Origin of the sequence: Candidatus Berkiella aquae (assembly GCF_001431295.2) — a bacterium.
Taxonomy (GTDB): domain Bacteria; phylum Pseudomonadota; class Gammaproteobacteria; order Berkiellales; family Berkiellaceae; genus Berkiella; species Berkiella aquae.
Window position 1 is genome coordinate 1342052 of the sequence record NZ_LKAJ02000001.1, and the last position, 15487, is coordinate 1357538.

9 protein-coding genes are annotated in these 15487 nt (G+C 39.7%); 6 read left to right on the forward strand and 3 right to left on the reverse strand.

The annotated features are described in order from the left end of the window. Positions 1-124: 124 nt before the first annotated feature. The 4 genes from HT99x_RS06145 to HT99x_RS06160 all read left to right on the forward strand — a co-directional run bounded on the left by HT99x_RS06145 (position 125) and on the right by HT99x_RS06160 (position 7232). The gene (locus tag HT99x_RS06145; protein ID WP_075066235.1) at positions 125-715 is read left to right on the forward strand and encodes a hypothetical protein; all 591 of its coding nucleotides are present in this window, start codon (positions 125-127) and stop codon (positions 713-715) included. Between the two features lie 206 nt (positions 716-921). Next, positions 922-1833: a hypothetical protein gene (locus tag HT99x_RS06150; RefSeq protein ID WP_075066236.1), complete on the forward strand. Its 912-nt coding sequence runs from the start codon at positions 922-924 to the stop codon at positions 1831-1833. Positions 1834-2201: 368 nt separating this feature from the next. After that, positions 2202-4835, forward strand: coding sequence for a hypothetical protein (locus HT99x_RS06155; protein ID WP_075066237.1), 2634 nt, complete (start codon positions 2202-2204; stop codon positions 4833-4835). A gap of 195 nt (positions 4836-5030) precedes the next feature. Next, positions 5031-7232, forward strand: a complete 2202-nt coding sequence (locus HT99x_RS06160) for a hypothetical protein (RefSeq protein ID WP_075066238.1) — start codon at positions 5031-5033, stop codon at positions 7230-7232. Positions 7233-7284: 52 nt separating this feature from the next. Here HT99x_RS06160 and HT99x_RS06165 read toward each other — a convergent pair whose 3' ends face one another. Further along, positions 7285-10068 carry a valine--tRNA ligase gene (locus tag HT99x_RS06165; protein ID WP_075066258.1) on the reverse strand — a complete coding sequence of 928 codons (2784 nt, stop codon included), beginning with the start codon at positions 10066-10068 and terminating at the stop codon, positions 7285-7287. Between the two features lie 2 nt (positions 10069-10070). Next, complete coding sequence (locus HT99x_RS06170) at positions 10071-11567, reverse strand: leucyl aminopeptidase (RefSeq protein WP_075066239.1); 1497 nt, start codon at positions 11565-11567, stop codon at positions 10071-10073. 242 nt (positions 11568-11809) lie between these two features. Between HT99x_RS06170 and lptF the strand changes: the two genes are divergently transcribed. Further along, positions 11810-12919, forward strand: coding sequence for an LPS export ABC transporter permease LptF (lptF, locus tag HT99x_RS06175; RefSeq protein ID WP_075066240.1), 1110 nt, complete (start codon positions 11810-11812; stop codon positions 12917-12919). Beyond that, positions 12916-13983 (forward strand): LPS export ABC transporter permease LptG, encoded by a 1068-nt coding sequence (gene lptG / locus HT99x_RS06180; protein ID WP_075066241.1) that lies wholly within the window; start codon positions 12916-12918, stop codon positions 13981-13983. The genes lptF and lptG overlap by 4 nt, the downstream gene beginning before the upstream one ends. A 49-nt stretch (positions 13984-14032) precedes the next feature. On the opposite strand, the gene HT99x_RS06185 is transcribed toward lptG, so the two are convergent. Next, positions 14033-15172 (reverse strand): hypothetical protein, encoded by a 1140-nt coding sequence (locus HT99x_RS06185; protein ID WP_075066242.1) that lies wholly within the window; start codon positions 15170-15172, stop codon positions 14033-14035. Positions 15173-15487: the final 315 nt, after the last annotated feature.

Sequence of the window (15487 nt, forward strand, 5' to 3'; positions counted from 1 at the left end):
TAAATGATTCGAACTACTTTGCCTTCCTCAGATAAATATGAATAACAACCCGATGAGCAATCAAGAATGGTATTAACCAACCGTAAAAAAATAGTTAGTATTATTTCTTTTTATGGGGGTTAATATGAAACAAGGTGCATTACCGGATACAACGGCAATTCATGATGAGATATGGGGTGAGGAAATTTTATCTCGGCTCAACGCAAAAGACATGATTAATTTTAGATTAGCATCGAAAGCAACTAACAGACAAGGGATTGTTCAGAGTTTCTGGAGGAGATACTTGCCTAAAATAAGAGACGTACAATATGCAGAAATTCAAGCTCTTCAACAATTATTAAATGATGATGAAAGAAATTTGGATTTAAAGCGTATTGACGGTCCCTCTAATACTAAAGAAGAGTTTAAAGAAAGGCGGATTTTGCTTGATGCAACTTATGAGAGGCTCGGAATTAATCCTCTTGCCGTTGCAGCTTTTCAGTCAGAGATAGGCCGAAAATTCTTGGCAAGAGTGGTTAATAATCAAGAAGCACTTAATGTGTTTAACACGATGAATTCATGCCAAATACTCGGTGTGATTCAAAAGATAGAAATTGACAAGAATCCTATGTGGCTCGCCCGAGTCTTGACTGTGAACATACCAACTTTGCTTGAATTACTTACCAAACTTTCGCAAAGAGAGTCAATTTTCCAGAATCGACCAAAAGCTAGTTAATTTTGAAAGCAGCTTGATTATAATGCCGGTCACTGTACCGGCTTTTTTATTGCGTGAATCTTAATGTTCGAATAAAAATATTCAAACAATTTGTTCTTCAGACAGCTTATCTTGTTTTGTCTTGAACTTATCGTGAATAAAGCGACATCAGGGTTATTCCTGACATAGTATTTTGGTAACAAACTTACTAGGTGATGAGAGAGACAATGCAATTCGGTCCAAAACAAACAATCGATTTGGGGTTATCATTTAACCGTCTTGAGCAATTCATTTTTCAAGACGCTAAAATCAAAGATAACACGCTGCAAACGATTGCAAATTGCTTAGGTACGTATGAAGAAATACCATTACTGATACAGCAAACATTGGGTGAACAAAAGCTTCAACAAGTTAAGGCAGCCCTGTGGCAATATCATGAATGGATTTGGTATGGGACTGAATGCTTTGAAAACATGACGGGATATAAGGTACCTCAAGAAACACTATTGCAGCGTCAACTTGAAACCGAAGCAGAAAGCATTCTTCGCAGCGTCCAAGAACCGCAAAGTATGGCGTGGTCAACCTTAGAAAATTTCAGTATGTTGAATTTATCAACGCAACAACAGCAGGAAAACTGGCGAAGCCAAGTGCTTGAAACAGCACTTTATAACGGCAATCCCAAATTAGCTGTTCTAATGCATTATGCTTCAATCGATGAGGTGAAAAAGGTATGGGCTAGACTTCAGCCACAAAGAATAACACCGCCTAAAACACACGAAATCAGCCTTGAACCTGAATTAATGACAACACCATCTTCTCTTCTAATGACATATGGTCGTGCTGATGATCATAAAAAGAATAATGGTTCAATCGCAAACGATACTAATAAGATCAACGCTGACATTGCTGCTTTATTTACTTCAGATGTTGCTATACAGTTTTTAGCTATCATTCGACAAGATAAAAATTTAATTGCGCTAATAAACCAATTTACAACAGACATAGCATTACAACTTGTTAGAGGAATTCAACAAAAAAGCTTAAACGCTTTTCAACAAATGAATGCACTAACCCGCCAAGCTTTTCTGAAAAAATTTGCTGAGCAAAAAGCACTAACACTGAAAAAAAACTTTTCTTAATAAAAGCCTTCCCCCCCCTGGCCGGCAGAAATGTCGGCTTTTTTATTGGTGATCGAACGTCACTTTCTCGCTGCATGAATTATTTTCTGAGAGATCGCCATGAAACCAGAATGCTACTTGCTATAACCTAAAATAAACTAAAGCTCTATTGCGGTTTGCCCGCAGCATCCATGGATTCCCCGCGGTCAAGCCGCGGGAAGTAGACGGTAAAACGTCTGACATAAAATGTTCGAATTATTTTAATTTTTTTAGTTTTTTATCGGTATTTTCTGCGATCTTATCTTGAATAGCGTTGCTCCTGGCACAAAACAAAATAGTATGTCGACTAACATTACTAAATATCTATTTTACAGAACGGGGTTAACATTATGTCAGCACAAGGTCCAAATTGGGATTTATTAAAAAGACAGGTTACTAAAGCAGCACACGAAGAAAATATCGGTGTTAATGCGCAAAATCGTGAAAATGCGATGCGTGGCTTAAACGAGGCTCAAGCTTCGATCATTGATCTGTTGAATGACACGTATGCTGCATATGATTTACAGGCGGGTGCTGATCCACAAATCAAACAATTTCTGATTGAAGAATATAATAAATCCCCCGCGATAGCAGAAGGCAAACGATTACCTTTAAATTATAAAGGACCTTATACCCAACAAGAACTGAGAGCTTATTACCAACATCCTGTTCATACCGCTTACCGTTATTTATTTTGTTCTCCTAATTTATGGATGTCAAACCATGCTCCGTATGTTAATAACGTGTATGGTGGCTATGCTGCTGCAATTAATCCATTAGAACGACAAACCATTCGCAGTATGTGGTTAGCCTTGAATGGTGATATTTTTCCTTTGGCAGAAGCTTACAGTCGAGAAGATGCCAAAAAGCTATTTATCCAAACACTGGCTGGATTAGGAAGAGCACATAATTGGGATAAAACCCGCTGGGTGGAAAAAAAGGTGAAGGACAAAGATGGTAGTACGCGAAAGAAACAGGTTCAAGAAGAATATGATGATTTAGATGGTGATAATCCTTCTTGTGGTTCTGGGGTTGCTCAACGAATAACGCAATTTGCGATGCTAGCACTTCTGCAAAATCCTAATGAAAGAAAATTAGATGCGATTATGACCCAAGCAATTTTTCGTGAATTAATGATTGCTGACCAACCAGGAAAAAATACGATTTTTGGTGCCATTGAAAAAATGGAGCTAAACACCTTACAACAATTGAAGGATGCGTTAAATAATTATGTATTAATCGTTTGTGGTGATTTTGAAAATCTTGAGAAAGAAGAAAAAGCTCTGTTAAAACAAATTCAATGCTATACCACTAAAGATCTTGAAGCAGCAATAAGAACCTGTATTGAAAATTTTGGTGAAATTCGTTTTACGCAAAAATTAAAAGACCCAGTAAAATTTCGTCAAACAGAAAAATTCGATAATTATGGACATCTATTTCTACGTTTTGCCCAAGATCCATGGGAAGTATATTATGATGCACTTGTTGAACAGATTGACAAAAGAATTGTTGAATTAGGTGGTTCTCTTAAAGCAAAATCAGATAGTTCCGATGATATTGATGCTGACATTGATGGACAAGATCTTGTCGCGTTACGTTATAAATTAATTGATCTCGCTTTTGCGGCAAATGATGAGTTTGAAGCAAATGAATTGATGACTGCTGATGATGCTTATATCAAGCAACAAGCAAAAATACATAAAACAGAGTTAGGTTTAGGCGCAAAGCCTTCTGATAAACCGGTTGTGACAACGGATGATATCGATCTTGATGGACATGATATTGAAGAATTACGCCAGAAATTGATTGAGCTTGCCATTGTTGATCAAGATATGATGGAATTCAATGTTCTGATGACGGCAGATGAAAGCTATATTAAGCAACAAGCTAAACATCATAAAGCAAAGTTAAATTTGAATGGCCAAGTGCAAACATCTCAGCCCACAACGCCTGTGGTGGCGAATGTTCAACCAACGCCTGTCATGCCAGTACCTGTTATTGATGATTCAGAAACCGTGCGAGACCAAGCAGTACAATATGCCATTGAAATTCATCAATCAGAAGAACAAATTATGCATCTTTTAGATGCGCCGATTGCCCAAGTCAGAGAGCTTTGGCAACAAATGCAGCGAGAGCAAGCAGAATTACAACAGCAACAAGAAGCGCAAAGATTAGCACAATTGCAGCGTCAGCAAGAAGCTCGTGCTGAGGAAGTTCGTTTAGAAGAACAACGCCGCTTAGAAGAACAACGTCGCTTAGAAGAACAACGCCGCTTAGAAGAACAACGTCGCTTAGAAGAACAACGCCGCTTAGAAGAACAACGTCGCTTAGAGCAACTTCGATTAGAAGAAGAACGACGTTTAGAAGAGCGACGTCGTTTAGAAGCACAACGCCAAGCAGAATTACGTCGACAAGAAGAAGCTCGCCTGGCAGAACAAGCTCGCCAAGCAGAATTACGTCTACAAGAAGAAGCGCGGGTGGCAGAACAGGCTCGTCAAGCAGAATTACGTTTGCAGGAAGAGGCACGCCAACAAGCTGCCACACTTCGTCGAGAAGAACAATTACGAGCGGTTTTGCGACGTCAACAAGAAGAGGAACAAGCACGTTTAGCGGCAGCTGAACGCTTACAACAGCAAGAAGCTGAACGTGTAGCACAGGAACAGCAACAGGTACTTTTAACGGCATTTACTCAACAGAAGACTTCTGAACAAATAAAAAATGCAGAGATCAATGCTGAAGTCGCTGTCAACTTTACATCAGCGGATGCCAAGCAATTTTTGACCTATGTCAGCGCTAAAAAAGACTTGGTTGAACTGATGAATCAATTCACTCCTAAAATTGCCCAGCAATTGGGTAATGGCATTAAGTCGCAAATGGTCAATGCATTTCAAAGCATGAATACGGCAACACAAGCATCATTTTTGACCAAATTTGCCTTGCAAAGAGGGCTTGCACTGAATGTTGAACCCAAATTTCGGGTTTAAGAGGAGCATAACAAAACAGGTAGGGTGGTAATGCGGTAAAGTATTACCACTTTATTTACATATTGTTATTTACACGAAATGACTGCTGAAGGTTATCTATCTGGCCATCCACCACTTTTATCTTGAAGACGCTTTGTTTATCATTCGAACATAGTTAGCATGCTGGGTAATTATATATGAACACCGGAGTTACCCATGTCAGCACACGGCCCAGCTATTGATTGGAAGGCATTACAGCAATTAGTTACCAAAGATAGCGCACAAGTGCGTATTGGTTTTAGAACCGATAGCGAAAATTCGATGAGCGGATTAAATCATGAGCAGCGCTCGATGATTGAACTGCTGAATGATACTTATGATAAAAGTCAGGAAGGCGTTGATGCGCAAATAAAGCAATTTTTGATTGCTGAATATCATAAAGCCCCAGCTTGCGTGGGCAGTAAAATATTACCCTTAGAATACGCAGGTCATTATACTGCTGCAGAGTTACAAGCCTATTATCAACATCCTGTTCATACCGCTTATCGCTATTTATTTTGTGCGCCCAATTTATGGATGTCTCCTAATGCACGGTATGTCACTCGAGATTATTATAGTCGACAAGGGACAGCGGATATTAACAATTATGAAAAGAAGACCTTACGTAGTATTTGGCTAGCGCTCAATGGTGATATTTTTCCATTATCAGAAGCTTATAGTCGTGAAGATGCTAAAAGATTATTCATTCAAATATTGGCAGGTTTAGGCAGATCGCATAACTGGGACCAAAAACGTTGGGTGACACGCGATGTTAAAGGTGCTGACGGCGTTACTCGAAGAATGCAAGTTCAAGAAGAATATGATGATCGAGAAGGCGATAAACCTTCTTGTTCCTCTGGTGTCTCTCAACGCCTAACACAGTTTGCTATGTTAACACTGCAACAAGATGCGAATGAAAGAAAACTAGATGCGCTTGATGTACAAACGATATTCCGTGAGCAGATGATTGCAAGCCAACCTGGTAAAAATACGCTATTTGGTGCCATTGAAAAAATGGATCTAAAAACATTGGAACAATTAAAAGAAGCACTGGATAATTATGTTGCCGTTATGTGCGGTGACTTTGATGCACTAGAAAAAGAGGAAAAACAACTCTTAAAACAAATACAATGTTATACCACTAGAGATCTTGAATCGGCATTGCGAAACTGCATTGAAAATTTTGGTGAAATGCGCTTTGCTCAAAAATTGAAAGATCCCGTTAAATACCGTGAATACATGAAATTTGATAATTATGGACATTTGTTCTTGCATTTTGCGCGAGATCCTTGGAATGCTTTTTATGAACCCATTAATGAGCAAATTGAAAAACGCATTGTTGAATTAGGCGGAAAAATTGCATCTCATCCGCATGAAGTTGAAGATGATATTGAAGATATTGCAACAGGTGCTGAAATAGCGGATATCGAAGGGCGAGATGTTGAAATGTTACGGCAGCAATTGATTGAGCTTGCTTTAGTTGACTTGAATATGAGCGAGCTTGATACATTAATGACTGCAAGTGAAGCCATCATCAAACAAAAAGCAAGACAAAATGCCGCTAAATTAATGGCGAATGCTAAAACAGATACTGTGCCCCTTAATGAACCCATATCCGTGGTCGCTACGATAGAGACATCTGAGCATGAACACAAACCATCACAAGAAGAAGAAACCATCCGTGAACAAGTGATTCAGCATGCCATTAATAATCAACGATCGGATTATACAATCATGCGTCTGTTGGATGCGCCGATTGAGCAAATAAGAGAAAGATGGAACGAAATCCAGCAAGAATCGCAACGAGCAGAAGCTGCACGTCAGGCAGAAGCTGCACGTCAGGCAGAAGCTGCGCGTCAGGCAGAAGCTGCGCGTCAGGCAGAAGCTGCGCGTCAGGCAGAAGCTGCGCGTCAGGCAGAAGCTGCGCGTCAACAAGAATTGGCTCGTCAAGCAGAATTACGTCGGCAGGAAGAAGCTCGCCAAGCAGAATTACGTCGTCAAGCAGAAGAGGCCGCGCATCAAGCAGAGTTACGCCGTCAAGAAGAAGCACGCCAAGCCGAATTACGTAGAGCACTGCTGCCTGCTTTTTCAGCAGCTCGCCATAACATAGCTAGCGTAAAATCGGATTTTGCGGCTTTATTTGCTTCAAGCGATGCTCAGCAATTTTTAGCGTATGTGAATACGAAAGAAGAGCTGGTGAATATCCTTAATCAATTTTCGTTAAAGATTGTCCAACATTTAGCGGGAGGTATTAAACCAACCATGAAAGTTGCTTTTGAAAGCATGAATTTGCAGACTCAGCAAGCCTTTTTGACAAAATTTGCCTTACAACGAGGACTTGATCTCAGCGTTTCGCAGCCAAGAGTTCGAGTATTATAAGCCTTGAATGTTGAACAAGATGGTAATGAGGATTACCACCTTGTTGAAAAGCTTATAAAGCTTGGATTTTTGCCAGGTTATCCTGGAATTTTTCTAAGCTTTTTTCAGCTACTTGTAATTTTTCACGTTCTTTAGCCACCACGTCAGCAGGCGCTTTTTTAACGTAATTTTCATTTTGTAAACGTTTTTGAATATCCGTAATTTCCTTGTGAAGCTTTTCCATTTCTTTATTCAAACGTTTTGCTTCTGCTTCTTTATCAATAAAACCAGCAAGTGGGATAAAGAGTTCCAAATCATTGACTAAAGCAGTCGCTGAACTTGGTACAGTGGCATTAGCCTCTAACCAAGAAAGATTCTCTACTTTGCACAGTGATTGCACGGTTGTCAGGTTATCTGTCGCAATCTTGCGCAAGCCAGAGGCATCCCCACCACGACATAATAAAGGCAATTGTTTTGCTGGACTGATATTCATTTCGCCGCGAATATTGCGCACACCCAGAATCATGGCTTGGATCCCTTGCATCGCAACCTCGGCGGAATGATTGACTTTGCTCGCATCAAATAAGGGGTAAGGTTGTAGCATAATGCTTTGTCCTGAATCCGCTTGATGTGATGGATTAATAAAGTGATTCATCTTTTGCCAGATCTCTTCAGTGATAAATGGCATGATAGGATGAATAGTGCGCAATAATTCTTCTAAAATAGCGACTAAGGTATAACGAGTTCCTCTTTGGAGCTTCTCGTCAACCCCTTCTTTGGTTAAAGTTGGTTTAGATAATTCTAAATACCAGTCACAATATTGATTCCAGGTAAATTCATAAAGCGTTTGGCTCAATAAATCAAAACGGTAATCATCAAAATGTTGTTTAATGGTTTGTTTGGTTTGCTGCCAAATTGACCAAATCCATTGGTCGCAAAGCGTGAATTCTCGATCGATCGCGTGTTTGCCAAGTTCTTTGCCTTCCACGTTCATTTGCACATAACGTGCGGCATTCCACAATTTGTTGCAGAAATTGCGGTAACCTTCAATACGGCCTAAATCAAAACGGATATGCCGACCGGTTGTCGCAATGGCACAAAAAGTAAAGCGTAAGGCATCGGTACCATAGCTTGGAATACCTTCAGGGAAGTGTTTACGTGTGGTTTGTTCAATTTTCTTCGCCATACCAGGTTGCATTAGGCCATAGGTACGTTTAGCGACTAATTTTTCAAGATCAATACCATCAATCAAATCAATGGGATCAATAATGTTCCCTTTTGATTTTGACATTTTTTGCCCTTCAGAATCCTGAATGAGGCCGTGAATGAACACTTTTTTGAAAGGAACTTCTTTTCTAAATTTTAAGCCCATCATAATCATGCGAGCGACCCAGAAAAACAAAATATCAAAACCGGTTACCAGGACACTGGTAGGGTAAAATGATTTGAGTTCAGGCGTTTCATGAGGCCAGCCCAAGGTAGAGAAAGGCCATAAAGCTGAAGAGAACCAAGTATCGAGTACGTCATTGTCTTGCATCAGAGGTAAGTCAGCGCTTAAACCATATTTTTGCCGTACTTCCGCTTCTGAGCGGGCAACATAAACATTATTGTTAGCGTCATACCAGGCAGGGATCCGATGTCCCCACCAGATCTGGCGACTAATACACCAGTCTTGAATATTTTCCATCCACTCGTAATACGTTTTGGTCCAATTCTCAGGAACAAATTCAATTTTACCTTCTTTAACGACTTTAATGGCATCGACCGCTAATGTTTTAGCATCGACAAACCATTGATCGGTTAAATAAGGTTCAATGATTTCCCCTGTTCGTTCGCTACGAGGCACTTTGAGGGTATGGGGCTCTACTTTTTCAAATAAATTCGCTTGCTCTAATTCTGCGACAATTCTTTCTCTTGCTGTAAAACGAGGTAAATTTTGGAAACGTTCGGGAGCATTGGTATTGATGATGGCATCTTCAGTGAAGATATTAATCATAGGCAATTGATGACGCTTACCGACTTCATAGTCATTGAAATCATGCGCAGGTGTGATTTTAACGCAACCGGTACCAAATTCGGGGTCAACAAAACTATCTGCAATAATAGGGATTAAGCGATCGGTTAATGGTAATTTAACTTTTTTGCCAATTAACGACTGATAACGTTCATCATCAGGGTGAACAGCAACGGCAACGTCACCCAATAACGTTTCAGGGCGTGTCGTTGCGACAATCAGATGTTGGTTACTATTTTCGATAGGATAACGAATATGCCATAAATTACCTGCTTCTTCTTGAGAAATCACTTCTAAATCAGAAACGGCTGTATGTAATTTCGGATCCCAATTCACCAGACGTTGTCCACGGTAAATCAGTTTTTCATCATAGAGACGAACGAACACTTCTTTAACAGCATCGGATAAACCTTGGTCCATCGTGAATCGTTCACGCGACCAATCAACCGAAGCACCTAAACGATGCATTTGTTTACAAATCGTATTGCCAGAATGATCTTTCCATTCCCATACTTTTTGGATAAATGCCTCGCGCCCAATATCATGCTTGTTGATACCCTGAGCATTTAACTGCCGTTCAACCACCATTTGAGTTGCGATCCCTGCGTGATCAGTACCACCTTGCCAAAGCGTTTTATAGCCTAGCATGCGATGATAACGAATGAGTGCATCCATGATGGTATCTTGGAATGCATGGCCCATATGTAATGTCCCCGTCACATTGGGAGGGGGTAACATAATACAATAAGCTTGCGTGCCTTCGCTTGGTTTAAAATAACCTGTTTGATTCCAATGATGATACCAACGTTTTTCTATTTCTAAGGGATGGTAAGTTTTGTCAATCGTCATAATATGTCCAATAAGTATTGCATCAATAAAGTAACGGGGCGTCCGGTGGCGCCTCGTTTGCTACCAGCATTCGTTGCGGTATTAGCGACATCTAAGTGTGCCCAAGGATATTTTTGGGTAAATTTTGCTAAAAAACAGCCTGCGACAACTGTTCGAGCCCCAATATCGCTAAAAGGAACATTAGAGATATCAGCAAATTCTGATTTTAAGGCTTCATGATATTCATCCCAAAGTGGCAGTTGCCATGCTCTGTCACCCGATTGCTGGCCAGCTTGCAAGAGGGATTTGGCTAATTCATCGTTGTTGCTCATTAAACCGCTGGCATAAGGGCCTAATGCTAACTGGCAGGCACCGGTCAGTGTGGCAATATCAATGACTGCTGCGGGTTGAAAACGCTCACTATAGGTTAATGCATCCGCTAAAATCAGGCGTCCTTCAGCATCGGTATTAAGAATTTCGACGGTTAAACCTGACATGCTTGTGACAATATCTTCAGGGCGAGTTGAATTAGCGCCAGGCATATTTTCACAAGATGGGATAACACCAATGAGGTTAAGCGGTAATTCCAGTTCAATCGCCGCTTGCATCACACCAAAAACGGTGGCTGCACCACACATATCATATTTCATGCCGACCATATGGGGTGGAACTTTAATCGAATTACCACCAGTGTCAAAAGTGATCCCTTTACCCACTAGCACAATCGGTTTAACCGATTTTTTAGCACCGCGATATTCGAGGGTAATTAATTTGGCAGGTGTTGTGCTGCCTTGCGTGACACTCAGCAGTAATCCCATACCTAATGCTTTCATTTCTTTTTCTTCTAAAATAGCACAGCTTACTATGTCTTTACCGTGCTGTTTTGCAAAATCCTTTGCTTGCTTTGCAAGATAAGAAGGATTGCAGACATTAGCAGGGACATTTGCCAGATCTTTGGTGAGTTTAATCCCATTTGCAATGGCAATACCTTGTTCACAAGCCTTTTCGCCAAGTAGCGCTTCTTTCTTATGCGCAACGTGAAAGGTCATTTGCTTCAATGAAAATATTTTTTTACTTTTGCTGCTTTTAAAATCATCGAAGCGATATTGGCTTGCGCGCAATGCCAGAATGCTTTGTTGAATTTTCCAGCCGATATCTCGATCTTTAACCTCGACTTCTGTTAAGAATGAAAGCACATCGCTGACGGGAATATCGTTTAAATAAAGGGCAACGCGAGCTACCAGATCACGAAAAGCAGATTCGGTCATAGTTTCTTTGCCTTGTCCTACTAATAAAATACGTCCAGCCGTGATGCCAGGTATATTTTGTAACAAGAGGAACCGACCAAATTTGCCTTCAAGCTCACCGCGTTTTAATAGTGACGTCAAATAGCCTTTACTGGCTTGGTTAATGATGTCAGCAGCTCTGCTTAAGCGACGGGGCTCACTGACAGCAACAATGATACAATCAGCGCGCTGTTTTTCTGGGTGAGCTGATTTGACATTAAAATCCATGTTGAATCCTCAAAGGTGAGATAGTTAACATTCTAACATATGTATAGATCCGCTATGGGTAATTTTACGATATTTTGGAGTGATTTGGATGTATCTATATCAATGTCCAAAATGAAACTTTGAAAGAGGCTGAATAGTGTCACTATCTATAAGCTGCTTAGCGTATAATGTACCCAAACGGGTAGGCCATCTGTGGTCACATTATAACTTAATTAACTAAATATGATGGTGCCAAAAATACGATGCTGTTAAGGCGTTATTTATTACGAGAAATTGCCATTACCTTTATAGCGGTGATAGCGATTATCTTGCTCATCGCAATTAGTAATAAATTTGTTAGGCTAATTGCTCAAGCTGCGGCTGGTAATATTGCGCCCAGCGTATTATTTCAAGTGATTCTTTTTCAAATTCCGGATCTGCTTGCCTTTCTTTTGCCTGTAGGGCTCTTTTTAGCCATATTGCTTTGCTATAGCCGCTTTTTTGCCGACAATGAAATTCCCGTTATGCTGGCTTGTGGTATTGGTTGGCAACGCCTACTCACGGTGAGTCTCTTGTTAGGGGTGATTGTCATGTTACTGTCAGGCACTTTAACGTGTTATTTCGGACCTAAAATTGCATTTCAGCGTGAGCAGCTTTTACACGAAGAAGGGCCATTATTGCTAATGCAAACGGTGACGCCTGGACGATTTCATGCCTTTCAGAAAGATAAATTGGTTTTTTATGTGACCGATATCAATTCTGATCGTTCACAGATGAAGCAAGTTTTTATTGCAGAACAACCTAAAGGCGATTTATCGGCCCACGAAACCTGGAGTTTATTAACAGCAGATGTCGGTAAAGTGGTTGTCAATGAGAATAATGGGCGTACCTATTTTAAGCTACAGAATGGGCGGCGTTACCATGGTACACCAGGTGAAACAGATTATAGTGTTTTAGCCTTTGATGAGTATGAACGTCTTTTAGAAGGGAGCACTTTAACCCCTGGGTTATTTTTTCATCGAACCATGCCAACGACCATGTTATGGGAGAATCCATCTCCGAGTAACATGGCTGAATTGCAATGGCGTTTGGCAGTGCCTTTATCCGCTCCTTTATTAGCATTATTGGCTGTGCCCCTCAGTCGGGTTCGACCACGACAAGGGCGCTTTGGTCAACTATTCACCGCCGTGATCTTTTGTATTATTTATTACAATTTACTCACCATCAGTAAACGTTGGATTGCAGGGGGCAAGTTGGCACCTGAGATTGGGTTGTGGTGGGTACATGGAATACTTTTTCTATTAGCGCTGTTTTTGTTAGGTAAAGCCTCGGGACGCATGAATCAGTGGTATCAATGGATTATTAAAAGATGAATAAAATATCTTGGTACCTTGCTAAAACCTTAATCGTCACTATTTTGCTTGCGATTCTCTTATTTGTGGGTTTGGAATTTGTCTTTTCATTTGTCAATGAAATGCGCCATGTAGGAACCGGTGATTACACAACGCAAAGCGCTATTTCTTATATTTTATTATCCTTACCTGCACAAATTGCCCAAGCATTCCCCATGTCGGCATTGGTTGGTACTTTATTAGGTTTGGGGCTATTGGCTTCTCGCAGCGAATTGATTGTGATGCGATCAGTGGGTTGGAGTATTGGCGATATTATCTGGGCTGTGATGAAATTAGCCTTAGTCTTGGTATTGTTTGTTTGGATGTTGGGTGAGTGGGTGGCGCCGATTACCGATAATATCGCCCATCACCAAAAAGCAACTGCCTTAAGCCAAGGCCAAGCATTAGCAACAACACAAGGAACCTGGTTGCGCGATGGGCATGCTTTTGTTCATATTCAATCAATTGAAGATAGCCATCATTTAACGGGTGTTACTCGTTATGAATTTAATGAACAGCAACAGCTCCAAAAAGCCAGCTTCGCAAAAACGGCTGAATATGATCATCACCATTGGGTGTTGCATGATATTCAAGAAACGGTATTTGGTGACGCGAATTTAATGAAAGCCCAGATTGAAAAACAAGATTGGGATAGCAATATTAAACCTGAAATATTTACCATCGTTGGTGTGAAAGATTTAGATGAATTATCTATCACGGGTTTGTGGAAGACGATTCGCTATAGGCAAGCAAACCATCTAGATGCCAAACCTTACTTGCTGGCATTTTGGCAAAAAATGATGCGCCCCTTTGCGACGGTAGTCATGATGTTTTTAGCCATTCCCTTTATTTTTGGCCCTTTGCGTTCAGCAACCATGGGACTTCGTATGCTGGTGGGAGTGATGATAGGGTTTGTTTTTTTCACTATTAACCAGCTTTTTGGCCCTCTGACGTTAGTCTATTCATTACCTCCCATCTTAGGGGCTAGTTTGCCTACCTTACTCTTTTTGGGTGGAGGTCTTTATCTGCTAAAAAGAACAGCCTAAAAACATCACTATGAGAGCCCAAGAATCATTGGGCTTCCATATGAATGGTTTATTTCCCCATACGATGTCTTTGGACATTTTCCTCTAATTCATGGTGCATCGTTTTTTTAATACATGAAGTTTTAGTATACAAAATAGCGGGTTCTAACATTTCCATTTTATCCTTTTCTGAAAAGGATAAATCTATTTTTACGCCGTAACGATTTAACTGTTCTTTCACAAAATCAGCTTCCAAAATAGCAGTTACTTCCCCAAGGCTGTGAAAGCCCGGTTCGATAAGATATGCCATAAATAACTTTATAATATTGTTGATATCCTCATTTAAAAGTTCCGTTGGCTCATTTTTATGTTCATCTAAATAGAGCAATAATATACCGACTAATGAACATGTTGTACCTGAAAGCGATTCAACAAATGGAATTTCTGAATGGTTTTTAAAATAATCAACCTCATTTTCACCTTCACTTTCCTCCATGTCCATGAAATCTTCTTGTCCTTTTGCATTATAATACGTCGCATCTGGATGCCGCATTTTTTTATTTTTTTTGTATAAAAAATCATAAAAATTGGGTGTTGTAGACTTCATGATGCCACGGTTGCGAGATTCGGCAGGTTCACTTTTTTGCGCGGTATACACCATTTTTGAATACATGGCCTGAGATGTTAATTTATCTTTAATTTCTTCTTTCATCGACTGAGTACTATTAGTAGCTTCAAAGCTGTGAATGTAACGTAATATGTTCATGGCTTCTTCATAGTTTCGGGCTTTAGGAAGTTTCTCCAAATTTTCCTTTGTATATTTTGAAGAAGCTTTCATTGTGTCGAGCATTTTATTAATACTATCATACGACTTCGTATTTTTTTTAATTACTTTTGCCAATAGGGTTTCAAAAAATCGACGATTATGATTATCATTTGGCGAGTCATTTAACGAAGCTTTTCGACTTATAGCAGTTTCTAATATTTTAGGATCCACTTTATTTTTTTTACTTATCAAGAATGAGATTAAAATTTCTTTAGCTTCTTGATAATTTAAACAGACATAAGATTTGAATGCTTGATTTAGTATGGATGATAATTCATCACTATTGACTCCTTCTACCTCTTGAGCGTATCCCATGAGGAGTAAAATAAACTCCGAACTATCTAATTTGTTTGCTTGTAATGCTGTGTAAAATTCTAAACTCATGATTGTCCCCAAAATGAATTTTTTAATATTAATATTTATAGGGAACTATTATATATAAAAAGTAATATAGGTAACTGTTATTAATACCTCTGGATTGCACCATTCGTAAGAAAATCACACGAAATTAGAACAATTTTTGTCATTGCTATGAGAATCCTAAATAGGGCATTCAATTGTCTGGTGTTGTTCTAATAACGTCATAAAAATGAAGTTTGAACTTAATGACTTATTGCTAGTCATATTTCTGTATAGCTAAAGGGTAATAAGTGATTCAAAATCATGAGCAAGTTTATTTCAATCTTGGGTTTGGCCAGC

Excerpts from the sequence above, each read along its gene's own strand:
- HT99x_RS06155 (WP_075066237.1), top strand. The coding sequence starts at position 2,202 with ATGTCAGCACAAGGTCCAAATTGGGATTTATTAAAAAGACAGGTTACT.
- HT99x_RS06170 (WP_075066239.1), bottom strand. The coding sequence starts at position 11,567 with ATGGATTTTAATGTCAAATCAGCTCACCCAGAAAAACAGCGCGCTGAT.
- HT99x_RS06185 (WP_075066242.1), bottom strand. The coding sequence starts at position 15,172 with ATGAGTTTAGAATTTTACACAGCATTACAAGCAAACAAATTAGATAGT.
- lptG (WP_075066241.1), top strand. The coding sequence starts at position 12,916 with ATGAATAAAATATCTTGGTACCTTGCTAAAACCTTAATCGTCACTATT.
- HT99x_RS06160 (WP_075066238.1), top strand. The coding sequence starts at position 5,031 with ATGTCAGCACACGGCCCAGCTATTGATTGGAAGGCATTACAGCAATTA.
- HT99x_RS06145 (WP_075066235.1), top strand. The coding sequence starts at position 125 with ATGAAACAAGGTGCATTACCGGATACAACGGCAATTCATGATGAGATA.
- lptF (WP_075066240.1), top strand. The coding sequence starts at position 11,810 with ATGCTGTTAAGGCGTTATTTATTACGAGAAATTGCCATTACCTTTATA.
- HT99x_RS06150 (WP_075066236.1), top strand. The coding sequence starts at position 922 with ATGCAATTCGGTCCAAAACAAACAATCGATTTGGGGTTATCATTTAAC.